24 protein-coding genes and 5 tRNA genes are annotated in these 24,324 nt (G+C 52.5%); 16 read left to right on the forward strand and 13 right to left on the reverse strand.

Annotated features, from left to right (window positions below):
• The first annotated feature begins 123 nt into the window (after window positions 1-123).
• From tolB to pnuC, 10 genes are all read left to right on the forward strand, one after another.
• Window positions 124-1,416, forward strand: a complete 1,293-nt coding sequence (gene tolB / locus BZK42_RS09030) for a Tol-Pal system beta propeller repeat protein TolB (RefSeq protein ID WP_003022981.1) — start codon at window positions 124-126, stop codon at window positions 1,414-1,416.
• Between the two features lie 34 nt (window positions 1,417-1,450).
• Window positions 1,451-1,969 carry a peptidoglycan-associated lipoprotein Pal gene (pal, locus tag BZK42_RS09035; protein ID WP_003022983.1) on the forward strand — a complete coding sequence of 173 codons (519 nt, stop codon included), beginning with the start codon at window positions 1,451-1,453 and terminating at the stop codon, window positions 1,967-1,969.
• A 9-nt stretch (window positions 1,970-1,978) separates the two neighbouring features.
• The gene (gene cpoB / locus BZK42_RS09040; protein ID WP_080859019.1) at window positions 1,979-2,767 is read left to right on the forward strand and encodes a cell division protein CpoB; all 789 of its coding nucleotides are present in this window, start codon (window positions 1,979-1,981) and stop codon (window positions 2,765-2,767) included.
• A gap of 165 nt (window positions 2,768-2,932) precedes the next feature.
• A tRNA-Lys gene (locus tag BZK42_RS09045) sits at window positions 2,933-3,008 on the forward strand.
• 26 nt (window positions 3,009-3,034) lie between these two features.
• Window positions 3,035-3,110: transfer RNA gene (locus BZK42_RS09050), tRNA-Val, on the forward strand.
• A 3-nt stretch (window positions 3,111-3,113) separates the two neighbouring features.
• Window positions 3,114-3,189: transfer RNA gene (locus tag BZK42_RS09055), tRNA-Lys, on the forward strand.
• Between the two features lie 47 nt (window positions 3,190-3,236).
• Window positions 3,237-3,312: transfer RNA gene (locus BZK42_RS09060), tRNA-Lys, on the forward strand.
• Between the two features lie 32 nt (window positions 3,313-3,344).
• Window positions 3,345-3,420, forward strand: a tRNA-Lys gene (locus BZK42_RS09065).
• A 269-nt stretch (window positions 3,421-3,689) separates the two neighbouring features.
• A complete protein-coding gene (nadA, locus tag BZK42_RS09070; protein ID WP_080859020.1) occupies window positions 3,690-4,733 on the forward strand; it encodes a quinolinate synthase NadA in 1,044 nt (347 codons plus the stop codon).
• Between the two features lie 27 nt (window positions 4,734-4,760).
• Window positions 4,761-5,480, forward strand: coding sequence for a nicotinamide riboside transporter PnuC (gene pnuC / locus BZK42_RS09075; protein ID WP_016152316.1), 720 nt, complete (start codon window positions 4,761-4,763; stop codon window positions 5,478-5,480).
• On the opposite strand, the gene zitB is transcribed toward pnuC, so the two are convergent.
• On the reverse strand, window positions 5,477-6,418 hold the full coding sequence (gene zitB, locus BZK42_RS09080; RefSeq protein ID WP_019076308.1) for a CDF family zinc transporter ZitB: 942 nt from the start codon (window positions 6,416-6,418) through the stop codon (window positions 5,477-5,479). The genes pnuC and zitB overlap by 4 nt on opposite strands.
• A 113-nt stretch (window positions 6,419-6,531) precedes the next feature.
• Window positions 6,532-6,906, reverse strand: coding sequence for a YbgS-like family protein (locus tag BZK42_RS09085; protein WP_080859021.1), 375 nt, complete (start codon window positions 6,904-6,906; stop codon window positions 6,532-6,534).
• Between the two features lie 317 nt (window positions 6,907-7,223).
• Between BZK42_RS09085 and aroG the strand changes: the two genes are divergently transcribed.
• Complete coding sequence (gene aroG / locus BZK42_RS09090; protein ID WP_016152319.1) at window positions 7,224-8,276, forward strand: 3-deoxy-7-phosphoheptulonate synthase AroG; 1,053 nt, start codon at window positions 7,224-7,226, stop codon at window positions 8,274-8,276.
• Between the two features lie 154 nt (window positions 8,277-8,430).
• Here aroG and gpmA read toward each other — a convergent pair whose 3' ends face one another.
• The 7 genes from gpmA to modE form a co-directional block, all read right to left on the reverse strand.
• A complete protein-coding gene (gpmA, locus tag BZK42_RS09095; protein ID WP_003022999.1) occupies window positions 8,431-9,183 on the reverse strand; it encodes a 2,3-diphosphoglycerate-dependent phosphoglycerate mutase in 753 nt (250 codons plus the stop codon).
• A gap of 232 nt (window positions 9,184-9,415) precedes the next feature.
• Entirely contained in the window at window positions 9,416-10,456 is a 1,041-nt protein-coding gene (galM, locus tag BZK42_RS09105) for a galactose-1-epimerase (RefSeq protein WP_080859022.1), read from the reverse strand.
• Window positions 10,450-11,598 (reverse strand): galactokinase, encoded by a 1,149-nt coding sequence (gene galK / locus BZK42_RS09110; RefSeq protein WP_080859023.1) that lies wholly within the window; start codon window positions 11,596-11,598, stop codon window positions 10,450-10,452. The genes galM and galK overlap by 7 nt, the downstream gene beginning before the upstream one ends.
• A 3-nt stretch (window positions 11,599-11,601) precedes the next feature.
• Window positions 11,602-12,648: a galactose-1-phosphate uridylyltransferase gene (galT, locus tag BZK42_RS09115; RefSeq protein ID WP_080859024.1), complete on the reverse strand. Its 1,047-nt coding sequence runs from the start codon at window positions 12,646-12,648 to the stop codon at window positions 11,602-11,604.
• Window positions 12,649-12,657: 9 nt separating this feature from the next.
• On the reverse strand, window positions 12,658-13,674 hold the full coding sequence (galE, locus tag BZK42_RS09120) for a UDP-glucose 4-epimerase GalE (protein WP_016152323.1): 1,017 nt from the start codon (window positions 13,672-13,674) through the stop codon (window positions 12,658-12,660).
• A 217-nt stretch (window positions 13,675-13,891) separates the two neighbouring features.
• Complete coding sequence (modF, locus tag BZK42_RS09125) at window positions 13,892-15,364, reverse strand: molybdate ABC transporter ATP-binding protein ModF (protein ID WP_080859025.1); 1,473 nt, start codon at window positions 15,362-15,364, stop codon at window positions 13,892-13,894.
• Window positions 15,365-15,431: 67 nt separating this feature from the next.
• On the reverse strand, window positions 15,432-16,220 hold the full coding sequence (modE, locus tag BZK42_RS09130; protein WP_016152325.1) for a molybdenum-dependent transcriptional regulator: 789 nt from the start codon (window positions 16,218-16,220) through the stop codon (window positions 15,432-15,434).
• A 130-nt stretch (window positions 16,221-16,350) separates the two neighbouring features.
• Between modE and BZK42_RS09135 the strand changes: the two genes are divergently transcribed.
• The 4 genes from BZK42_RS09135 to modC all read left to right on the forward strand — a co-directional run bounded on the left by BZK42_RS09135 (window position 16,351) and on the right by modC (window position 19,225).
• A complete protein-coding gene (locus BZK42_RS09135; protein WP_003023026.1) occupies window positions 16,351-16,500 on the forward strand; it encodes an AcrZ family multidrug efflux pump-associated protein in 150 nt (49 codons plus the stop codon).
• 201 nt (window positions 16,501-16,701) lie between these two features.
• Complete coding sequence (gene modA, locus BZK42_RS09140; protein WP_016152326.1) at window positions 16,702-17,475, forward strand: molybdate ABC transporter substrate-binding protein; 774 nt, start codon at window positions 16,702-16,704, stop codon at window positions 17,473-17,475.
• The gene (gene modB / locus BZK42_RS09145; RefSeq protein ID WP_016152327.1) at window positions 17,475-18,164 is read left to right on the forward strand and encodes a molybdate ABC transporter permease subunit; all 690 of its coding nucleotides are present in this window, start codon (window positions 17,475-17,477) and stop codon (window positions 18,162-18,164) included. The genes modA and modB overlap by 1 nt, the downstream gene beginning before the upstream one ends.
• A 2-nt stretch (window positions 18,165-18,166) precedes the next feature.
• Window positions 18,167-19,225, forward strand: a complete 1,059-nt coding sequence (gene modC / locus BZK42_RS09150; RefSeq protein ID WP_080859026.1) for a molybdenum ABC transporter ATP-binding protein ModC — start codon at window positions 18,167-18,169, stop codon at window positions 19,223-19,225.
• Here the strand turns inward: modC and BZK42_RS09155 are convergent, their stop codons facing one another.
• Window positions 19,226-20,044, reverse strand: a complete 819-nt coding sequence (locus BZK42_RS09155; protein ID WP_016152329.1) for a pyridoxal phosphatase — start codon at window positions 20,042-20,044, stop codon at window positions 19,226-19,228. It lies immediately after the preceding gene.
• A gap of 165 nt (window positions 20,045-20,209) precedes the next feature.
• On the opposite strand from BZK42_RS09155, the gene pgl reads away from it, so the two are divergent.
• Window positions 20,210-21,205: a 6-phosphogluconolactonase gene (pgl, locus tag BZK42_RS09160; protein WP_049042052.1), complete on the forward strand. Its 996-nt coding sequence runs from the start codon at window positions 20,210-20,212 to the stop codon at window positions 21,203-21,205.
• A 115-nt stretch (window positions 21,206-21,320) separates the two neighbouring features.
• Here pgl and BZK42_RS09165 read toward each other — a convergent pair whose 3' ends face one another.
• Genes BZK42_RS09165 through BZK42_RS09175 form a run of 3 tightly spaced genes read right to left on the reverse strand, consistent with a single transcriptional unit; the run spans window position 21,321 to window position 24,319 of the window.
• Entirely contained in the window at window positions 21,321-22,718 is a 1,398-nt protein-coding gene (locus tag BZK42_RS09165; RefSeq protein WP_047359461.1) for a hypothetical protein, read from the reverse strand.
• A 14-nt stretch (window positions 22,719-22,732) separates the two neighbouring features.
• Window positions 22,733-23,509: a M23 family metallopeptidase gene (locus tag BZK42_RS09170; protein ID WP_242672062.1), complete on the reverse strand. Its 777-nt coding sequence runs from the start codon at window positions 23,507-23,509 to the stop codon at window positions 22,733-22,735.
• Between the two features lie 12 nt (window positions 23,510-23,521).
• Complete coding sequence (locus tag BZK42_RS09175; protein WP_080859027.1) at window positions 23,522-24,319, reverse strand: prepilin peptidase; 798 nt, start codon at window positions 24,317-24,319, stop codon at window positions 23,522-23,524.
• Window positions 24,320-24,324 lie beyond the last annotated feature (5 nt).

A 24,324-nucleotide genomic window follows, 5' to 3' on the forward strand; every position in this document is an offset into this window, starting at 1 on the left:
GTCCCTGAGAATTCAGGGGAAACGGTCTAAGGTTGAGACAGCGTTCTGGTAGTTTTGTGTATTTGAGTTTGTTAACATTCTGCTAAATTATCGTGGGCTTTCCGTCCAGATAAGGGAGATATGATGAAGCAGGCATTACGAGTAGCATTTGGTTTTCTGATGCTGTGGGCAGCGGTGCTGCACGCAGAAGTACGTATCGAGATCACCCAGGGGGTGGACTCGGCACGCCCGATTGGTGTTGTCCCATTCCAGTGGGCAGGGCCGGGTGCTGCACCTGAAGATATCGGTGGTATCGTAGGCGCTGACCTGCGTAACAGCGGTAAATTTAATCCGTTAGACCGTTCTCGCCTGCCGCAGCAGCCGGGTACCGCACAGGAAGTTCAACCTGCCGCATGGTCTGCGCTGGGTATTGATGCCGTGGTAGTAGGTCAGGTTACGCCTAATCCGGATGGTTCCTACAGCGTTGCATATCAACTGGTAGATACCGGTGGCGCACCGGGTACCGTACTGGCACAGAACACCTATAAAGTGAACAAGCAGTGGTTGCGTTACGCGGGCCATACTGCAAGTGACGAAGTGTTTGAAAAACTGACCGGTATTAAAGGTGCATTCCGTACCCGTATCGCTTATGTTGTTCAGACGAACGGCGGCCAGTTCCCGTACGAATTACGTGTATCCGACTACGATGGCTACAACCAGTTCGTGGTACACCGTTCTCCGCAGCCGCTGATGTCTCCGGCATGGTCTCCGGACGGTTCAAAGCTGGCATACGTCACTTTCGAAAGCGGTCGTTCTGCGCTGGTTATTCAGACGTTGTCTAATGGCGCGGTTCGTCAGGTAGCGTCGTTCCCACGTCACAACGGTGCACCTGCGTTTTCTCCGGATGGCAGCAAACTGGCGTTTGCCCTGTCTAAAACCGGTAGTCTGAACCTGTATGTCATGGACATTGGTTCCGGTCAGATCCGTCAGGTGACGGATGGTCGCAGCAACAACACGGAACCTACCTGGTTCCCGGACAGCCAAAACCTGGCCTTTACCTCTGACCAGGCCGGTCGTCCGCAGGTATATAAAGTTAACGTCAACGGCGGTGCTCCGCAGCGTATTACCTGGGAAGGTTCGCAAAACCAGGATGCGGATGTGAGCAGCGACGGTAAGTTTATGGTAATGGTAAGCTCAGCCAATGGTCAGCAGCACATTGCCAAACAAGATCTGGTAGCGGGTGGCGTACAAGTCCTGTCGTCAACGTTCCTGGATGAAACGCCAAGTCTGGCACCTAACGGCACTATGGTAATCTACAGCTCTTCTCAGGGGATGGGATCCGTGCTGAATTTGGTTTCTACAGATGGGCGTTTCAAAGCGCGTCTTCCGGCAACTGATGGTCAGGTTAAATTCCCTGCCTGGTCGCCGTATCTGTGATAATAAATAATTGATTAATAAAGGAATCATTGAAATGCAACTGAACAAAGTGCTGAAAGGGCTGATGATTGCTCTGCCTGTTATGGCTATTGCAGCGTGTTCTTCTAACAAGAACGCCAGCAATGACGGCAGCGAAGGCATGCTGGGTGCCGGCACTGGTATGGATGCAAACGGCAGCGGCAACATGTCTTCTGAAGAGCAAGCGCGTCTTCAGATGCAACAGCTGCAGCAGAACAACATCGTTTACTTCGATCTGGACAAGTACGATATCCGTTCTGACTTCGCTGCAATGCTGGATGCTCACGCTAACTTCCTGCGTAGCAACCCGTCTTACAAAGTCACCGTAGAAGGTCATGCGGACGAACGTGGTACTCCTGAGTACAACATCTCCCTGGGTGAGCGTCGTGCGAACGCCGTTAAGATGTACCTGCAGGGTAAAGGCGTTTCTGCTGACCAGATCTCCATCGTTTCTTACGGTAAAGAAAAACCTGCAGTACTGGGTCATGACGAAGCGGCTTACGCCAAAAACCGTCGCGCCGTACTGGTTTACTAAGAGAATTGCATGAGCAGTAACTTCAGACATCACCTGTTGAGTCTGTCGTTACTGGTTGGCATAGCGGCCCCCTGGGCCGCTTTTGCACAGGCGCCAATCAGTAGTGTCGGCTCAGGCTCGGTCGAAGACCGTGTCACTCAACTCGAGCGTATTTCTAACGCTCACAGTCAGCTTTTAACCCAACTCCAGCAACAACTCTCCGATAATCAGTCCGATATCGATTCCCTGCGTGGTCAAATTCAGGAAAATCAATATCAACTGAATCAGGTTGTTGAGCGACAGAAGCAGATATTGCTGCAGATGAATAATCTTGGCAGCGGTAGTGCGCCTGCGGCACAGTCTACAGGTGGCGATCAGAGTGGGGCGGCAACCCCTGCACCTGATGCGGGAGCTGCAGCAACGTCAGGGGCTCCCGTGCAAACTGGCGATGCGAATACCGATTACAATGCAGCGATTGCTCTGGTGCAGGATAAATCCCGCCAGGATGATGCGATTGAAGCATTCCAGAACTTCATCAAAAAGTACCCGGAGTCTACTTACCTGCCCAATGCGAATTACTGGCTGGGTCAGTTGAATTACAACAAGGGTAAAAAAGATGATGCTGCGTTCTATTTTGCTTCGGTAGTTAAAAACTTCCCAAAATCACCTAAGGCTGCAGACGCGATGTATAAAGTCGGCGTCATCATGCAGGACAAAGGTGACACAGCAAAAGCTAAAGCGGTTTATCAGCAGGTTATCACTAAATATCCTGGCACTGATGGCGCGAAACAAGCGCAAAAACGCCTTGGCGCGATGTAATGACCACCATGCGACCAGAAATCGTGTTATTTCTGGTCGTGTCGTGTGATTCCTAAGCAGTTGAGTTATTTACATCGAAATTTTTGTTGCGCTAAAATCTGAAATCAGTAATATATGCCGCCGTTGCCAAGGGATATCAAACAGCCCGAAAGCGGCGAAAAAAGTGGGGCGTTAGCTCAGTTGGTAGAGCAGTTGACTTTTAATCAATTGGTCGCAGGTTCGAATCCTGCACGCCCCACCACTTAATGCAGTATCCAGCGTAGTATCGGGTGATTAGCTCAGCTGGGAGAGCACCTCCCTTACAAGGAGGGGGTCGGCGGTTCGATCCCGTCATCACCCACCACTCGGGGCGTTAGCTCAGTTGGTAGAGCAGTTGACTTTTAATCAATTGGTCGCAGGTTCGAATCCTGCACGCCCCACCAATTCTTATATTGGTGTCGAGTAAAGAATTTTCAGGTGACATCCGAGCGGGTCGTTAGCTCAGTTGGTAGAGCAGTTGACTTTTAATCAATTGGTCGCAGGTTCGAATCCTGCACGACCCACCATCCTGAATAATTGAAGCAGTAAACCCCATACGGGGGCGTTAGCTCAGTTGGTAGAGCAGTTGACTTTTAATCAATTGGTCGCAGGTTCGAATCCTGCACGCCCCACCAGTGTAAAAAGGCGCCCTAAAGGCGCCTTTTTGCTATCTGCGATTTATAAGATTTCCTGATGTCCTTTGCTTATCAGCCTACAGACGACACTACTCGTGTAGGCCGGATAAGACGTCAGACGCCATCTGGCATTCATCACACGCAATTATTGTGACTTTTCTGCGCCAATCCGCTATCTTGTTTAGCATACAAAACAAATCAAACCGAATATGGCGTGCGTCACGCTTTTAATCGGTTATTTCGTTAAGCCAGTGAAACGAGAAAGCAAGATGAGCGTGATGTTTGATCCAGAAGCAGCAATTTATCCGTTTCCGCCGAAGCCAGTACCGCTAAGTGTGGATGAAAAGCAATTTTATCGTGAAAAAATCAAGCGCCTGCTGAAAGAGCGTGATGCCGTTATGGTCGCGCATTATTACACCGATCCTGAAATTCAGCAGTTAGCGGAAGAGACCGGGGGCTGTATTTCTGATTCTCTGGAGATGGCGCGGTTCGGTGCAAAGCATACTGCCTCTACGCTGCTGGTTGCGGGCGTGAGGTTTATGGGAGAAACTGCCAAAATTCTCAGCCCGGAAAAGACCATCCTGATGCCGACCTTACAGGCGGAATGTTCATTAGATCTGGGCTGTTCGATTGACGCGTTCAGCGCATTTTGCGACGCGCATCCGGATCGTACCGTGGTGGTTTACGCCAATACCTCTGCTGCCGTTAAAGCACGTGCGGACTGGGTCGTGACTTCCAGTATCGCGGTTGAACTTATTGAACATCTTGATAGTTTAGGTGAAAAAATCATCTGGGCTCCGGACAGACATTTGGGCAACTACGTGCAAAAACAGACCGGCGCAGACGTGCTCTGTTGGCAGGGCGCCTGTATCGTCCACGACGAGTTTAAAACCCAGGCTTTAACACGCATGAAAGGGCTTTACCCTGATGCCGCGGTGCTGGTGCACCCGGAGTCCCCTCAGTCTATCGTTGATATGGCAGATGCGGTTGGCTCAACCAGCCAGCTCATCAACGCGGCTAAATCGTTACCGCATAAGCAGTTGATTGTGGCGACTGACCGGGGCATTTTTTACAAAATGCAGCAGGCCGTTCCGGATAAAGAGCTGCTTGAAGCTCCGACGGCTGGCGAGGGGGCAACCTGTCGCAGCTGTGCGCATTGTCCGTGGATGGCGATGAATGGCCTGAAAACGATTGCTGAGGGCCTGGAACATGGCGGCGCGGCTCATGAGATACATGTTGAGGACTCGCTGAGAGAAGGGGCGCTGTTGCCGTTAAACCGTATGTTGGAATTTGCGGCTACACTTCGAGCGTAATTATTTATTTTTGCTCTGGGGGAAAAGATGGACTTTTTTAGCACGCAGAACATTCTGGTACATATTCCGATTGGCGCGGGTGGTTACGATTTGTCGTGGATCGAAGCCGTGGGAACGATCGCCGGGTTGCTGTGTATTGGCTTGGCGAGCCTTGAGAAAATCAGCAATTACTTCTTCGGTCTGATAAACGTCACGCTGTTTGCAATTATCTTCTTTCAGATCCAGCTCTATGCCAGCTTGTTGCTGCAAGTTTTCTTCTTTGCCGCAAATATCTACGGCTGGTATGCCTGGTCCCGGCAAACCAACCAGCATGAAGCGGAACTGAAAATTCGCTGGCTACCGCTTCCAAAAGCGATCGGCTGGCTGGCGGCTTGCGTGGTGGCGATCGGCCTGATGTCGATCTATATCGATCCGGTCTTTGCGTTCCTGACAGGCATTGCAGTGAATATTATGCAGGCATTGGGATTACAGGTTGTTGTGCCTGAACTACAACCCGATGCATTCCCGTTCTGGGACTCCTGCATGATGGTGCTGTCGATTGCAGCGATGATCCTGATGACGCGCAAATACGTTGAAAACTGGCTGCTGTGGGTGATCATTAACGTCATTAGCGTTGTGATCTTTGCCCTGCAAGGCGTATATGCCATGTCGCTGGAATATATGATCCTGACGGTTATCGCCCTGAACGGTAGCAGGATGTGGATTAACAGTGCACGTGAGCGGGGTTCCCACGCGCTTTCTCATTAATGGTGATGATGTGAATGGCCGGACACGCCCTGATACAGGTGACAGTCCGGCCCATTGCACGGCTGATACTCCATCTGGATTGTGGCGTGTTCAATCTGGTAGTGATGGATAAGGAAATGTTGAATACGCTCCAGCAACGCATCGTGATCGTGTGGCGGGATCACCTGAACATGCAGCGTCATTACCGGTTTTTCGCCCACCATCCAGACATGGACATGGTGAACGTTGCGGACTTCAGGGATATCCCGGCTGAGATGGCGCTGCAGTGCGGCGATATCCAGCGTCAGCGGGGCACCTTCCAGTAATTCATTAACGCTATCTTTTAGCAATCGCCAGGCGCTACGCAGCACCAGCACGGAAACCAGAATCGAGAGAATTGGGTCCGCGGGTGTCCAGCCCGTCCAGATAATAATCAGCGCAGCGATGATTGCCCCGACAGAGCCGAGTAAATCGCCCATCACATGCAGCGCCGCGGCGCGGACGTTCAGATTTTTCTCTTCACTGCCGCGATGTAAAACCCAAAAAGCGAGCACGTTGGCCAGTAGACCCGCGACAGCAATAACCATCATCATGCCGCCAGCCACGGGGCGAGGTGTCTGGAAGCGCTCAATCGCCTCCCAGACGATTAAAATGGTGATAACGACCAATGCGATGGCATTAACAAATGCGGCCAGCGTCGTGAGCCTCAGCCAGCCGAAGGTGTGTCGTATTGTGGGCGGGCGACGGGAAAACCGGACGGCCAGCAGCGCGAAAAGCAGCGCCGCAGCATCCGTGAGCATATGCCCGGCGTCGGCCAGCAAGGCCAGTGAACCAGAAAGTATTCCACCCACCACTTCAACCAACATAAATCCGGCTGTAATGCAGAATGCGAACATCAGTCGGCGGGCATTATTGTCCTTGGGTTGCTCAGAGGAAGTATGAGTATGTGCGTGCGCCATTATGCCATCCCTTTGTTATTCTCATCTTTACTGTATGCCATCATACCGTTTTTGGGATGATAAAATTAAAAAGGAGAGCTATTGCTCTCCCGTTATTAGCTTTAATTTCAGCGTTACTGCGTGGTGCCATCAGTTTTTGTGTCAACATCATTGTTGATGCCGTTTCCGGTCTCAACCTTCTTATTCACATCAGGGCAGCGACCGTCCTTACAAATCGTGTTTTTGTGCATCTCATCTTTGGTCATCCCTTCATGGTTCATTGATGAACCGTCCGGGTGCAGCATTGTGCCACCTGAATTCACGTTACTGTTGTCGACATTATTTGGTGCCACGTTTTCGCGGGCGTCTGGGGCGACTTGTCCTGCATCAGCCGAGGAATTTGCCTGACCGTTATTGGACTGCGCGTTGCTTTCAGCAGCTAGTGCCGCGCCACTGGCGAGGCTGAGTGTAGCGGTAAGGAAGAGTGAAGCCAGCTTTGTCATATGCATATTATGCTCCTGTTAAGGTCGATATGTCGGATAACGTCTTCCAACAGTGCATGTGCCAATTACATCATTAATATGTGGTTAATCGTTTTGCTATGGAAATTAAAACCAGCATAGAATCTTGAAATCTATGAAAATTAAAGCTGTTACAGTTAGAAATTGTAGTTTGGATCTCGTTTTTCGCTACTTTATTGCGTTTTTTTGGCCAATTCCAGGATTAATCCGTCCAAAGTGTAAAACCCCGTTTACACTTTATGACTGAAGATATAGATTGGAGGGATTGCATTCATTTATATAAGTATGGCAACGCTGGAATAATCATGAATTATCAGAACGACGATTTACGCATTAAAGAGATCAACGAGTTATTACCACCAGTCGCACTGCTGGAAAAATTCCCCGCTACTGAAAATGCCGCCAATACGGTGGCTCATGCCCGTAAGGCGATTCATAAAATTCTGAAAGGGAGCGACGATCGCCTTCTGGTGGTGATTGGGCCGTGCTCTATTCATGATCCGGCAGCAGCCAAAGAGTATGCCACTCGTCTGCTGGCGCTGCGCGAAGCGTTAAAAGGTGAGCTTGAAATCGTCATGCGCGTCTATTTTGAAAAACCGCGTACCACCGTTGGCTGGAAAGGGCTTATCAACGACCCGCACATGGACAACAGCTTCCAGATCAATGATGGGCTGCGTATTGCGCGTAAACTGCTGCTGGATATCAACGACAGCGGATTGCCGACTGCGGGGGAATTCCTCGATATGATCACCCCACAATATCTCGCCGATCTGATGAGCTGGGGCGCGATTGGGGCACGTACAACAGAATCTCAGGTGCACCGCGAGCTGGCATCGGGTCTGTCCTGCCCGGTTGGTTTTAAAAACGGTACCGATGGCACCATCAAAGTGGCGATTGATGCAATCAACGCTGCAGGGGCACCGCACTGCTTCCTGTCTGTCACCAAATGGGGGCATTCAGCGATCGTGAATACCAGTGGTAATGGCGATTGCCATATCATTCTGCGCGGTGGCAAAGAGCCGAACTACAGCGCTCAGCACGTTGCGGACGTGAAAGAAGGCTTGGTCAAAGCAGGACTCTCTGCGCAAGTGATGATCGACTTCAGCCATGCCAACTCCAGCAAGCAGTTCAAAAAGCAGATGGATGTTGCTAAGGATGTTTGCGGACAAGTCGCCGGTGGCGAAAAAGCAATTATTGGCGTGATGATCGAAAGCCATTTGGTGGAAGGTAATCAGAATCCGGATAGCGGTGAGCCGCTGACCTACGGTAAGAGCATCACCGACGCCTGCATTGGTTGGGAAGATACCGATGCGGTGTTGCGTCAACTGGCGGATGCGGTAAAAGCGCGTCGCGGTTAACCAAGTCCCCTGGGCCTGAGAAGCGTAGCGCCATCAGGCATTCCGTTGCAGACTGCCGGATGGGGCGATGTCTTATCCGGCCTACATTTTCTGGTCGTGCCGAAATAAAAAAGCGTGGAGGAATCCACGCTTTTTCTTTAACTTACCGCGAAAATTACTTCGCTTTACCCTGGTTCGCAACGGCCGCCGCTTTTGCTGCGATCTCGTCAGCGTTACCCAGATAGTAGTGTTTGATCGGCTTGAAGTTTTCGTCGAACTCATACACCAGCGGTACGCCGGTCGGGATGTTCAGTTCAAGGATCTCATCTTCGCCCATGTTATCCAGGTATTTAACCAGCGCACGCAGAGAGTTACCGTGAGCGGCGATAATTACGCGCTCACCGCTTTTCATGCGCGGCAGAATGGTTTCATTCCAGTACGGGATAACGCGATCGATAGTCAGCGCCAGACTTTCGGTAACCGGTAACTCTTTGTCGGTCAGCTTCGCATAACGCGGATCGTGACCCGGGTAACGCTCGTCGTCTTTGGTCAGTTCCGGCGGGGTAACCGCAAAGCCGCGACGCCACTGCTTAACCTGCTCATCACCGTATTTTTCAGCGGTTTCCGCTTTGTTCAAACCCTGCAGCGCACCGTAATGGCGTTCGTTCAGTTTCCAGGATTTCTCAACCGGCAGCCAGGCCTGATCCAGTTCGTCCAGTACGTTCCACAGGGTGTGGATAGCACGTTTCAGCACGGAGGTATAAGCAAAATCAAAGCTGTAGCCTTCCTCTTTCAGCAGTTTTCCTGCCGCTTTTGCTTCGCCCACGCCTTTCTCGGACAGATCAACATCATACCAACCGGTAAAACGGTTTTCGTTGTTCCACTGACTTTCACCGTGACGTACCAGAACCAGCTTAGTTACAGCCATACATTCACTCCTATAAATCATATCGAATGATAATAATTCTCATTATATTGCCGTAATGTGTAAGCGGCAATGCTTACGCATAACCATAGCGAAAATAGCGCTACAGTGTAAGGTTCTTGTGAACTCAAGGTTGCGATTTTGTCTTTGAGTGGTGGGGATTTGAGCGGTTCTACTGTGATTAACAAGCACCAGGCCCGAAAAGATACGTCATCGGGCCTGGGAGGGGAAACGATCAAGCTGGAATAAACTGATATTCCGTCACGCTGGCATACTCTTCACCCGGACGCAGGAAGCAATCCGCCTGTGGCCACTCAGGGTGGTTCGGGCTGTCCGGCAGAAATTCACTTTCCAGCGCCAGTCCTTGCCAGTCTTCGTAGGCCTCTGGCCCGCGGGAAGGCGTACCACCGAGGAAATTACCGGAGTAAAACTGCAATGCCGGGGCCGAGGTGTAGACCACCATCTGCAGTTTTTCATCCTGTGACCACAACTGAGCGACCGGCGTACGCGCATTGCCCTGTGCCTGAAGCAGGAAGGCGTGATCGTAACCTTTCACCTTGCGCTGATCGTCATCGGCCAGAAATTCACTACTGATGATTTTAGGGGTGCGGAAATCGAACGTGCTACCGGCGACTGTTTTCAGTCCATCATGCGGGATACCCATTTCGTCAACCGGTAAGTACTCGTCCGCCAGAATTTGCAGCTTATGCTGGCGCACATCCGTTTTATCGCCGTCGAGGTTAAAATAGACGTGATTTGTCAGATTCACCGGGCAGGGTTTATCGACCGTGGCACGATAAGTTATCGAAATACGATTATCATCAGTCAGGCGATACTGCGCGGTGGCGCAAAGATGGCCTGGGAAGCCCTGATCGCCATCGTCAGACGTTAAGGCGAACAGCACCTGACGGTCATTCTGATTGACTATCTGCCAGCGACGTTTGTCGAAACCGTCCGGCCCGCCGTGCAGTTGGTTATTGCCCTGACTCGGCAGTAATTCAACGGTTTCGCCAGCAAAGGTATAGCGGCTGTTGGCGATACGGTTCGCGTAGCGGCCAATCGAAGCCCCCAGAAATGCAGCCTGTTCCGGGTATTGTTCCGGACTGGCGCAGCCGAGTAATGCTTCGCGCACGCTACCATCGCTAAGCGGAATACGCGCAGAGAGCAGGGTCGCGCCCCAGTCCATGAGCGTGACTACCATCCCTGCGTCATTGCGCAGGGTGAGCAGGCGAAACGGTTGACCGTCCGGAGCCTGCACGGGGATTTCGTTTAACATTGTCCGGCTCCTTGTGAAGGTTTGCAGACGTAGAATGTTTCTTTAATACCGGTTTTTGCCTCGTACTGTGTGGCGACAGCCTGCTGTACGGCAGGAACCAAATCTTGCGGGATCAGCGCCACGATGCAGCCGCCGAAGCCGCCGCCGGTCATCCGCACACCGCCTTTATCACCGATGGTCGCTTTGACAATCTCTACCAGCGTATCAATTTGCGGCACCGTGATTTCAAAGTCATCGCGCATTGAGGCGTGAGATTCCGCCATCAGCTGGCCCATGCGCAGCAGGTCGCCTTTTTCCAGTGCCTGCGCGGCTTCAACGGTACGCGCATTTTCCGTGATGACGTGGCGCACGCGTTTGGCAACAATCGGATCCAGCTCGTGGGCGACAGCGTTAAACGCTTCGAGGCTGACATCACGCAGCGCTGGCTGCTGGAAGAAACGCGCGCCAGTTTCACACTGTTCGCGACGGGTGTTGTATTCGCTGCCGACCAGCGTGCGTTTAAAGTTGCTGTTGATGATCACCACCGCTACGCCCTCAGGCATAGAAACGGCTTTGGTGCCCAGCGTACGGCAGTCGATCAGCAGCGCATGATCTTTCTTGCCAAGAGCGGAGATCAGCTGATCCATGATGCCGCAGTTACAACCGACAAACTGGTTTTCAGCTTCCTGGCCATTCAGGGCAATCTGCGCGCCGTCGAGCGGCAGATGATAGAGCTGCTGGAATACCGTACCAACAGCGACTTCCAGTGAGGCAGAAGAGCTTAAGCCCGCACCCTGCGGGACGTTACCGCTGATCACCAGATCCGCGCCGCCAAAGGCGTTATTGCGCTTTTGCAGATGCTTTACCACGCCACGCACGTAGTTTGACCACTGCTGGCTGTCGTGGGCGATAATCGGCGCATCGAGAGAGAACTCATCAACCTGATTGTCGTAATCAGCGGCGATGACGCGTACTTTTCGATCGTCGCGTGCCGCGCAGCTGATGACGGTTTGATAGTCGATGGCGCAGGGCAGAACGAAGCCGTCGTTATAATCGGTATGTTCGCCGATCAGGTTTACACGACCCGGTGCCTGAATAGTATGGGTGGCAGGGTAGCCAAACGTTTCTGTAAACAGAGATTGTGTTTTTTCTTTCAGACTCATTATTTACACTCCGGATTCGCGAAAATGGATGTCGCTGACCGCACGCAGTCGCTCAGCCGCTTGTTCTGCAGTCAGATCTCGCTGGGTTTCTGCCAGCATTTCATAACCGACCATAAATTTACGCACGGTCGCGGAACGCAGCAGCGGCGGGTAAAAGTGCGCGTGCAACTGCCAGTGTTCGTTTTCTTCACCGTTAAACGGCGCGCCGTGCCAGCCCATGGAGTAGGGGAATGAGCGCTGGAACAGGTTGTCGTAACGACTGGTCAGTTTTTTCAACGCCAGCGCCAGGTCAGCACGCTGCTCGTTGGTCAAATCGGTAATACGCAGCACATGCGCTTTCGGCAGCAGCAGCGTTTCGAACGGCCACGCGGCCCAGTAAGGGACAACCGCCAGCCAGTGCTCAGTTTCAACGACCGTACGGCTGCCGTCTGCCAGTTCACGTTGGACGTAATCAACGAGCATCGGCGCGCCCTGTTCGGCGAAGTATGCTTTCTGTAGGCGATTTTCACGTTCAGCTTCGTTGGGCAAAAAGCTGTTGGCCCAAATTTGACCGTGCGGGTGCGGGTTCGAGCACCCCATCGCCGCGCCTTTATTCTCAAATACCTGCACCCAGGGATAGGTTTTCCCTAAGTCTTCGGTCTGCTCCTGCCACGTTTTTACGATTTCTGTCAGCGCAGGGACGCTGAGTTCTGGCAGCGTTTTGCTGTGATCGGGCGAGAAGCAAATTACGCGGCTGGTACCGCGCGCGCTCTGGCAACGCATCAACGGATCGTGACTGTCCGGCGCGTCCGGGGTATCGGACATCAGCGCCGCAAAATCATTGGTAAAAACATAGGTCCCGGTGTAATCCGGATTTACATCACCGGTAACGCGCGTATTGCCAGCACACAGGAAACAGTCCGGGTCATGTGCAGGCAGTACCTGCTTAGACGGGGTTTCCTGTGCGCCTTGCCAAGGGCGTTTGGCGCGATGCGGTGATACGAGGATCCACTGCCCGGTGAGCGGGTTAAAACGGCGATGTGGATGATCGACAGGATTGAATTGCGTCATGATTGGTCCTTAATCCGAATATCCTTGCGGGTGGCGTGACTGCCAGTGCCAGGTGTCTTGTGCCATTTCATCCAGTGTGCGGGTCACGCGCCAGTTAAGCTCGCGATCGGCTTTGCTGGCATCTGCCCAGTAAGCTGGAAGATCACCATCACGGCGCGGGGCGAAATGGTAATTAATGGGTTTACCGCAGGCTTTGCTGAAGGCGTTGACCACGTCCAGTACGCTGCTGCCGATGCCTGCTCCGAGGTTGTAAATATGCACACCCTGTTTGCCCGCCAGTTTTTCCATTGCGACGACGTGGCCGTCGGCGAGATCCATCACGTGGATGTAGTCGCGAACGCCGGTGCCATCTTCAGTTGGGTAGTCGTTGCCAAATATGGCAAGGGACTCGCGGCGGCCTACGGCAACTTGTGCGATGTAAGGCATCAGGTTGTTGGGAATACCTTGCGGATCTTCCCCCATATCGCCCGACGGATGAGCACCAACCGGGTTAAAGTAGCGCAGTAAGGCGATACTCCAGTCGGGGTGTGCTTTTTGCAGGTCGGTCAGGATTTGTTCTACCATCAGCTTGCTTTTGCCGTACGGACTTTGCGGCGTGCCGGTGGGGAAGCTTTCAACGTAAGGAATTTGTGGCTGATCGCCATAGACGGTCGCGGAGGAACTAAAAATGAAGTTTTTCACGTTGGCGGCGCGCATTGCATTCACCAGACGCAGGGTGCCATTGACGTTGTTGTCATAGTACTCCAACGGCTTGGCAACGGATTCTCCAACGGCTTTTAAACCCGCAAAATGAATGACCGTGTCAATGGCATGATCGTGTAGAATTTCGGTTATCAGCGCTTCGTTACGGATATCCCCTTCCACGAAGGTCGGCTGCTTGCCACCTAAACGCTCAATGACGGGCAAAACGCTGCGTTTGCTGTTGCAGAGATTGTCCAGGATCACCACCTCGTGACCGTTTTTCAACAACTGCACGCAAGTGTGGCTTCCAATGTAACCGCTACCACCTGTAACCAATACTCTCATAATTCGCTCCGTTAAGCCTATGGTATGCAATAACCATAGCATAACAAAGATACGAAAAGTGTGACATGGAATAAATTAGTGGAATCGTTTACACTCCATAAGTTTCACGCATTTTTAATGGTTATTTTATTTTAAATCATTATGTTAGGTTGCTATTTCAGCGTTTGTCTGAAAAAAAGCAGAAAAAAAGGGCGTGATAAACGCCCTGCAATGAAAACTAACGCAGAGACGTTAGTCGATAGGCGTAGATGTCGTTCTCGGGCACAAACTCCAGTCGATGGGTAATGCAGGCTGGGGCATCTTCGGCGTGGTGAGAGACGAACAGCAGTTGAGTTTCACCTTCACCGATTAGCACATCCACAAAACGGCGAATCAGTTGGCGATTGAGCGGATCTAACCCTTGCAAAGGCTCGTCAAGGATCAACAACGTCGGGTGTTTAACCAGCGCGCGAACAATCAGTGCCAGCCGCTGCTGTCCCCAGGAAAGACTATGAAATGGCGCATCCGCGGTACGTTTATCGAAGCCAAGGATATCCAGCCACTGTTGCACCAGCTTGTGCTGCCTGTCGGAAACGGCCTGATAGATGCCGATTGAATCAAAATAACCAGAGAGAATAACGTTGCGAACTGTGGTACTCACCCGGTAATCCAGATGCAGACTGCTGCTGACGTAGCCGATGTGTTTTTTGATATCCCAGATAGTTTCACCGCTGCCACGGCGACGGCCAAACAGGGTCAGGTCGTTGCTGTAGCCCTGGGGGTGATCGCCGGTGATTAAACTGAGCAGAGTTGATTTTCCCGCTCCGTTGGGGCCGACGATTTGCCAGTGTTCCCCCGGATTTACCTGCCAGCTCAAATGGTGAAGGATAGGGCGATCGCTATACGAGACGGTGCCATCGTTAAGCACAATTCGCGGCTCGTTATCTGACAACGTACGGCGCACCGAAGGCTCGTCCGGTTCAGGTAACTGAATTCCTTCCAGCCGCTCGCTATGGGCAAGCTGAGCGATTAATGCCTGTTGCAGAAGGTCGGTTTTTGCGCCGGTTTCTGTCAGTGTGCAATCGGCAAGTACGCCAGCAAACTGCACGAACTCGGGTATTTCATCAAAGCGGTTAAGTACCAGCACCAGCGTAAAGCCGGCCTGATGCAACTCCGCGAGCAGTTCTGCTAACTGACGGCGTGACGCCACGTCCAGCCCGTCAAAGGGCTCATCAAGGATCAGTAAATCCGGCGCGGACATTAACGCCTGACAGAGCAGGGTTTTGCGTGTTTCACCGGTGGAAAGGTATTTGAAACGCCTGTTGAGCAGGGAATAAATGCCAAACTGCTGCGCCAACGCAGCGCAGCGGGCGGGATCGTTGACCTCATCCTGGATGATTTCGGCGGTGGTGCGCCCGGTGTCGTCTTCACCGGGACTAAGAAGATCGGTGTTGTTTCGCTGCCACTCGTCGCTGACTAGCTTTTGTAGCTGCTCAAAGGAGAGTCGGGTAATACGCGTGAACTGACAGTGGCGCTCGCCTTTCAGAAGCGGCAGCTCTCCCGCCAGTGCGCGGGCCAGCGCGGATTTCCCGCTCCCGTTAGCGCCAACAAACGCCCAGCTATCACCCGCGTTTAACGTCAACGCATCTAACTGGAGCGTTTTTGTGTCGCTAAGACGAAACGTGCCTTGCGAAATTTGCAACGATGACATTTTGTATCCCATTATTTGCAGCGATTAATAACAGGGATACGTGTTCTTCAGGCTGATGTCAATCTACTCAGCACAGCGTGGCGATAATCACTCTGTCTGCATTAAACCAGGCGGTGACGTTAGCGCCTTCTTGCAGCGTTGCGGCGTCTTGGGCCGGAACGGTGGCGCACAGCGTCTGGCCGTCTGGTAACGTCATCAGCACTTCACACTGTTCCGCACCGCGTTCAATATGGCTAATCGTGCCCTGCAACTGGTTATCGGCGGCCTGAGCGATGGCATCGTCCTGAGTGATTCCCACCCACGGCGCTTTCAGCAGAATCAGTACTTCTTTGCCTTCCTCAAGACCCAGACGCTCGCCGCTTTGCGCAGTGATCGCCACTTTCAGGCGCGTTTCGCCATCGGCCAGCAGGACGTCGACATGCTGCTGGACCTGATCGTGGTCGCGGGCGGTGATTGTGCCAAACCATTGGTTACGGGCGCTGGTTTGCAGTGAAAATCGAGAGATAGCCGCCAGCAGGCTATTGAGCGGTAGCGCATCGTCATCGCTCAAAACATCAAAGGCTTTTTGTTGGATCTGCGCCAGCAAATCATACAACTGGATTAAGCGTTGGCCGTAGCGCGTTAATACCGCGCCGCCGCCGCCTTTGCCGCCGGTGGCGCGCTCAACCAGCGTCTGCTCGCTGAGTTGGTTCATTTCGTTAATCGCATCCCAGGCGCTTTTGTAGCTAATACCTGCATCCTTCGCGCCCTGACTGATAGAGCCGGAAAGCGCAATATGCTTAAGCAGAGAAATGCGACGGGGATCGGCAAACAGTTTTTGCTGAAGTTTCAGCGTAAGAAGGATTTCGGCCTGCATCACAAGCTCCTGGCAAAAAAGGGTATTGTGACGGAAAACCGTGCCTGAGCAAAGCCGACCGCACAAAAGGGGAGTGCTTTTCTGCGTTATGTGGTTAGAATACAGCTAAGGACTACATCTGGAGTTGACCATGTTAGAGTTATTGAAAAGTCTGGTATTCGCCGTAATCATGGTACCTGTGGTAATGGCCATCATTCTGGGTCTGATTTACGGACTGGGTGAAGTGTTCAACATTTTCTCCGGTATCGGTCAAAAAGACCAGTCCAGACAGAATCATTGATTCCCCAAACGCCCGCTCAGTCGGGCGTTTATATTTTTTATGCCTTCCAACCCGTTTTCTCTGTCTACCGTTTCTCAAGATCCTGCTTTCCCTGCCGATATTTTCTTCGTGTAACCTCAAATTGGTATCAATAACCACTGGGAAAATCCTGGTTTACTCGTTATATTTGCGACTACATAACGAAACTCAAAGGAGTTACAGATGGCACGTACATGGTTACGCTTGTTTGCCGGGGCAACACTTTCTCTTACTGTTGCCGGGCATGCGCTGGCGGATGAAGGAAAAATTACTGTTTTCGCAGCGGCTTCACTGACTAACGCGATGCAGGATATTGCGACGCAATACAAAAAAGAGAAGAACGTTGATGTTGTCTCCTCTTTTGCGTCTTCTTCCACGCTGGCGCGCCAGATTGAAGCAGGCGCACCGGCCGATCTGTTTATCTCTGCCGATCAGAAATGGATGGATTACGCGGTAGACAAAAAGTCGATTGATACCGCAACGCGTGAAACGCTGTTGGGTAACAGCCTGGTGGTTGTCGCACCGAAAGACAGTGCGCAGAAAGACTTCACCATCGACAGCAAAACCAACTGGACCCGTTTGTTAAATGGTGGGCGTCTGGCCGTTGGCGATCCGGAACATGTTCCGGCGGGCATTTATGCTAAAGAAGCGCTGCAAAAACTGGGGGCATGGGATACCCTGGCCCCGAAACTGGCACCTGCCGAAGATGTGCGCGGTGCGCTGGCGCTGGTAGAGCGTAACGAAGCGCCGCTGGGGATCGTCTATGGTTCCGATGCTGTCGCCAGCAAGGGTGTAAAAGTTGTTGCGACTTTCCCGGAAGATTCACACAAAAAAGTGGAATACCCTATCGCAATTGTTGATGGGCACAAAAACGCAACGGTCAGCGCGTTCTATGATTACCTGAAAGGACCGCAGGCTGCTGAAATCTTTAAACGTTATGGATTTACGACCAAGTAATGATACTGACCGATCCTGAATGGCAGGCCGTTATACTGAGCCTGAAAGTTTCTTCCCTGGCTGTGTTGTTTAGTCTGCCGTTTGGGATCTTCTTTGCCTGGCTGCTGGTGCGATGCAAGTTCCCGGGCAAAGCGCTGCTCGACAGCGTTCTGCATTTGCCGCTGGTACTGCCGCCGGTCGTGGTGGGCTATCTGCTGTTGGTCGCCATGGGACGCCGCGGATTCATTGGCGAATGGCTGTACGACTGGTTTGGCATTACCTTTGCCTTTAGCTGGCGCGGTGCGGTACTGGCTGCGGCGGTGATGTCTTTCCCGCTTATGGTACGGGCTATTCGTCTGGCGCTGGAAGGTGTCGATGTCAAGCTGGAGCAGGCGGCCCGCACGCTGGGCGCTGGACGCTGGCGCGTATTTGTGACGATTACTTTACCGCTGATGCTACCTGGCATTATTGTCGGTACGGTGCTGGCGTTCGCGCGTTCCCTCGGGGAATTTGGCGCAACGATTACCTTTGTCTCCAATATTCCTGGCGAAACCCGCACTATCCCGTCGGCGATGTATACCCTGATCCAGACCCCTGGCGGCGAAAGTGCGGCGGCAAGGTTATGTATCATTTCTATTGTGTTAGCGCTGATTTCACTGCTGATTTCTGAATGGCTGGCGCGTATTAGCCGTGAACGGACGGGGCGGTAATCATGCTGGAACTTAATTTCTCCCAAACGCTGGGGACGCATTGCCTGACGCTCAACGAAACGCTGCCAGCCAGTGGGATCACCGCTATTTTTGGCGTTTCCGGCGCGGGTAAAACCTCGCTGATTAACGCCATCAGCGGCCTGACGCAGCCGCAGTCCGGGCGCATCGTGCTTAACGGACGGGTTTTGAACGACGTCGAGAACGGAATCTGTTTAACGCCCGAAAAACGTCGGGTGGGCTATGTTTTCCAGGATGCGCGCCTGTTTCCGCATTATAAAGTGCGCGGCAACCTGCGTTACGGTATGGCGAAAAGTATGGCCGGACAGTTTGATAAGCTGGTGGCCCTGTTGGGCATTGAATCGCTGCTTGACCGTCTGCCCGGCGGTCTTTCTGGCGGTGAAAAACAGCGCGTAGCCATCGGTCGGGCGCTGCTTACCGCGCCGGAACTGTTGTTGCTTGATGAGCCGCTAGCCTCGCTGGATATCCCGCGTAAGCGCGAACTGTTGCCTTACCTGCAACGCCTGGCGCGTGAAATTAATATTCCGATGCTCTACGTCAGCCACTCGCTCGATGAAATCTTGCACCTGGCAGACAAAGTGATGGTGCTGGAAAACGGGCAGGTTAAAGCGTTCGGTTCGCTGGAAGATATCTGGGGCAGCAGCGTGATGCACCCGTGGCTACCAAAGGAACAGCAAAGCAGCATTCTGAAAGTCAGCGTGCTGGAACATCATCCACATTACGCAATGACTGCACTGGCGCTTGGCGATCAGCATCTATGGGTCAATAAGCTGGATCAACCGCTACAAACTGCGCTGCGTATTCGTATTCAGGCATCTGATGTTTCGCTGGTGCTTCAACCGCCGCAGCAGACCAGTATTCGTAACGTGCTGCGGGCGAAAGTCGCGCAGTGCTATGACGATAATGGTCAGGTGGAGGTTCAGCTTGAAGTGGGCGGTAAAACGCTGTGGGCGAGGATCAGCCCGTGGGCCAGGGATGAACTGGGTATCAAACCTGGCCTGTGGCTGTACGCGCAAATTAAGAGCGTATCGATTACCGCGTGATTACAGCAGGTGGGAGTAGATAAATTTCGCGATGCTGTCGGTGGTGTTGTCACCAATTACGATGTTGGCGCGGGCTTTGACCGCGTCGTCGGCATTACCCATCGCCACGCCGGTACCTGCAGCTTCCAGCATGCTGATATCGTTAAAGTTGTCACCAAAGGCAATGACGTTTTCCATTGACCCGCCCTGTGCTTCAATCCACTGGGTAAGGCGTCGTCCTTTGCTGTTGCCTTTACGGGCAATGTCGACCTGATCGTGCCAGGACCATTCACACTCCAGCCCCAACTGTTGTTCAACATGCTTACCAAACTGCTGCAGTTTCGGAATATCTTCGTCGGTGAGGGCAAATTTCCAGACGGCGTTAACGTCATGTGCAGCCTGCGCCAGCGAAGGCACCTGGGTGAAGGTAGGGCGCTGTTCCGGCGGCAGGGTTTGCGCCCAGTTAGCGGTACGCACCACATGCCCGGTTGGGCGCTCATACAGCATGGCCTCATCCACATACATCAGCCCGTGGATCTGATGTTCATCCAGCATTTCGATCAGCTGTAATGCCTGGTTTACCGGAAGGGGATCGGATTCCAGTACCGTTTTTGCCTGATAATCATACAAGTAGGTGCCGTTGCAGCAAATTGCAGGTGTATCCAGCGCCAGTGCCTGATAAAAAGGATGAATAGCAACGTGATGGCGACCTGTGACAATGATAAGTTGGTATCCTGCTTCTCTGGCGCGCGCGAGCGCTTCAAGAGAGGATGGCAGCAAGGTTTTTTTCGGGGTCAACAGGGTACCGTCTAAATCCAGGGCAATCACGCGTGCGGTCATAGTTATTTCCAGATTAAGGTTGAGAATTTTGTCTGCTGGAATGGTACACCGAGACGGGAGCCGGACAAAATTCTGCGCCTTAATTAAGCATTCACCGTTAAAAGCGTCTACCTTAGGCGTGTGTCAGGCAATTGCAGCCACCTGCCAAAAAGCAAAGGAGTATTCATGAAGCAAACCGTTTATACCGCCAGCCCTGAAAGTCAGCAAATCCACGTCTGGAGCCTGAATCATGATGGTTCTTTGACGCTGACGCAGGTGGTTGATGTGCCGGGTCAGGTACAGCCGATGGTCGTCAGCCCGGATAAGCGCTACCTCTATGTTGGCGTGCGCCCGGAATTTCGCGTGTTGGCTTACCGCATTGCGCCTGATGACGGTGCGCTGACCTTCGCGGCGGAGTCTGCGCTGCCGGGTAGCCCGACGCATATTTCTACCGATCATCAGGGACGTTTCGTGTTTGTCGGCTCTTATAACGCCGGGAGCGTGAGCGTCACGCGTCTGGAAGATGGCCTGCCGGTGGAACAGGTTGACGTGGTTGAAGGTCTGGACGGCTGCCACTCGGCCAACATCTCACCGGATAACCGTATCCTGTGGGTTCCGGCGTTGAAACAGGATCGTATCTGTCTGTTTGAGGTAAGCGATGATGGACATCTGGTGGCGCAGGAACCGGCGGAAGTGACCACCGTTGAAGGTGCTGGCCCGCGTCATATGACGTTCCATCCGAATAAGCAATTTGCCTACTGTGTGAATGAGCTGAACAGCTCCGTTGACGTCTGGGCGCTGAAAGATCCGTACGGCAAGATTGAGTGTGTGCAGACGCTGGATATGATGCCGGCTGATTTCACTGATACCCGTTGGGCAGCGGATATTCACATTACACCGGATGGTCGTCATCTGTACGCCTGTGACCGCACCGCAAGCCTGATTACGATCTTTAGCGTGTCTGAAGATGGCAGCGTGCTGACCAAAGAGGGTTTCCAGCCTACTGAAACTCAGCCGCGCGGTTTTAATATCGATCACAGCGGTAAGTACCTGATTGCCGCCGGGCAAAAATCGCACCATATCGCGGTGTATGAGATTGCTGGCGAGCAGGGGCTGCTGGCAGAGAAGGGGCGTTATGCGGTGGGTCAGGGACCGATGTGGGTCGTGGTGAACGCCTACTAACGCCATCAGTTAGAGCAGGAAAAGCCTGTCCAAAGATAAAAAGCGAGGTTTACATCCGTGTGAACCTCGCGGGGAAAAAATTAACTCATACGGCGCAGACGCCGCCGGTCAGCTATTAATACCGCGTCTTGTAGGCACAATTAGCCTTAAGGTATTCCTCTTCTGTTGCCCCATTAAGTTCTGCCCCGTCAGGGACTACTTCAGGGCCTTCTGAACATTTCCAGTCATATTTGCGAAGACTAACCCCCACTCCACCTCGTGTACCGTCCACGGACACGTTATTCTTTGCCATACGGGAGGGACCATTTAACACCATATGATCGAGAGATTTAAGGTTCACCTCCAGATAGTCAATATTTTTGAAATCCAGAAGAGGCCCATAGTTGCCGTAACCGACATATTTGTCGTCGTGTCCGTCGTTGCTTATATCTCCATTCCAGTGAAAGTCGGACGCAAACAGATTTATATTTCTGTAAGAGCTAAAACCTTTATTATAAAATGGTACCATATAGCTGATAGGTTCACCTAAATTAACCCCCGTCTTGTCCTGCGACGAGACAAATTCCATCTTATAGCTGTCAGGATCGTCAGGAGCAATGTTGGTATATTTAAACGCTATAATGGGAAAAGTATGAAGATCGTGACTTTGAGCTTCAAACCCCATTACCTCAATAACCATATACTTCAGATTATTACTGGGGATATAGATATAGCCGCTGGGGGTATTGCCAGAGCCACCGCAATATAATGGACCTGCATCATTACAGATACTTGAATCTTGCGAATTGAACATAGCAGAAAGGTGGACATCGTTATCTGGATTAGTAACTTTAGCATCATAGGTTCCATCAGGTCGAAGTGTGCGCGTGGTGCCTGGGATGTTCTCTATGCCATTTCCACAGTATTCAAATCCATCATAAAAACCCCGAAAAAATCGCGTTCTCCTGCCATTAAAAGCATGATTTAAATCTTGATTTCTCACTAGATCGGGACAAACTCCATCGTCAAGGTATTTGGGGGAGCCTACCGTATCACCGTTGAATAGATGGTTAGAATAAACCCATACTAACCCTTCCAGATGCTCTGTTGATCCAAGTTGATACAGTTTTCCACCAGAGCTACGGTCCTCATTTCCATCTTCAGCATTAGCCAAAGTAACGTTACACGGGGCTTCGTTCCCAAATGAACAATTTGGCAGATTTGGCCCAACAAGAGAAGCATGCGAACGCCCACGCTCCTGATCGATTCCCTTAGTTTTCCAGTAAACATTCACGCCTGTGATCTGATAGTTAATACCCGCTGTCTGTCCCAGGCGGCTAAAATCACTCGAAACCTTAACGAGAAAATAATGTGATCCCGGCAGTTTCAGCGGTGGCTGCGGAGGCAGAAAGCCAAAATGCCCTTTGCTGTTCTCTGGCTCCTGAGTGTCGTCACTTGCCAACACTCCTGGGTTAAAAAGCAGCGCTGCCGCCAGCAACCCCGCCGATAAAGCGATCCTTTTCTTTTTTTCCATTATGTAGCTCCTTGTTATACAGCGGAAATAATCTGATATTTACCACTGCGCAACAGCACGACCTGATAGTTGCCAAACACCATACTACCTGGTGCCACGGTGCGCGTTTTGTTGTTAAACCGGACGGTGATCCGGGTTCCGCCCGGTCCCTGAGAAACCAGCACCACCCGAGGCTGAGCGTCGGATTTTTCTTCCGCAGACGCACGCCCGGCGCGCGCCAGCATCGGGGTGTTGTTCAGCAAGGGCTGCGGGTCGAGCGCCACGCCCCGCCAGGCAATTTCCAGATGCAGGTGCGGACCGGTGCTAAAACCGCTGCTGCCGGATGCGGCGATCTCTTCGCCCGCCGTCAGCTTTTCGCCCTTACGCACCCGCGCAGAGGCGAGATGAAAATAGCGACTCAGCCAGCCGTCTGCATGACGGAGAGTGATAAAGTATCCGGTGCCGCGACCGTAGCCGCTCTCCACCACTTCGCCGTCGGCAATTGCATGCACGCTGCTGCCGAATGGCACAGGAATATCCATCCCTTTATGCTGCATCATGCGCCCCAGCACAGGGTGCAGGCGTTGTCCAAATCCTGAGCTGATCTGGCGCTTTGCCACGGGCCAGATAAAGCGTACCGGCGCGTTATCATCAACCACCGCTGCAGCGCTGGACGATATCTGCAGGTTCTCTTCTGACCACACTTGCGCCGCCTGTAATGACGGAACGAAAGCTTGCTGCCAGGCTTGCTCGCAGCTGGTCGTCGCCAGCGGCGCTATTGTCAGCCATACGCTCCATATCAGACACGACACGATCGACCTCCGTCAGAGCAGCAGTAAAAACGCGACCAGCGCGATAGCCGGACCGAACGGAATATAAAAGCGATGTTTGTCATCCTCTTGCGTATAAAAGCACCGCACGCAGGCGTAAAACAGCAGCCCGGTCAGCGCCGAAAAGCAGAGTAATTCCGGCAGGCGCTGCCAGCCAAGCCATGCCCCGCAGGCGGCGTAGAGCTTGACGTCGCCGTAGCCCAGACCGTCGCGTTTGCACAACGTCTCCCACAGCTTCATCACGCCCCACAGCAATAGCCAGGCGGCGGCGACGCCATAAACCGCGTCCTTCACCCGCACCATGGAGTAGCCCGATGCGGCAAGCAGTAGCCCGCCCCAGAGCACGGTGAAGACCAGCGCGTCCGGCAGAATCAGATGTTTAAAATCGATAACCGCCGCGCTGTAGAGCACCATAAACAACAGTGCATACGCCAGCGCGAGCTGAGGAGACCATTGCGGCAGGTAAAACCAGGCCAGCGCCCCCCATACCAGCCCCATCGCCAGTTCAGAAACCGGATAAATAACCGGGATCGCAATGCCGCACTGGCGGCATTTGCCCTTCAGTAACAGCCAACTGAGAACCGGAATATTATCCCAGGGCTTAATATCCGATTTACAGGCAGGGCAGTGCGACGGCGGCCACCACAAATTAACAGCCGCCCCTTCTGAATCATCCTCATCTATTACGCCAAGCATCAGCGGCAGACGATAAATAATCACGTTGGCTAAGCTGCCAAACAGCAATCCAAGTGGGATAAAAATAGCCACCATCCATGGCATTAACAGTTCCATGATTT

This window comes from Citrobacter braakii (assembly GCF_002075345.1).
Classification (GTDB): domain Bacteria; phylum Pseudomonadota; class Gammaproteobacteria; order Enterobacterales; family Enterobacteriaceae; genus Citrobacter; species Citrobacter braakii.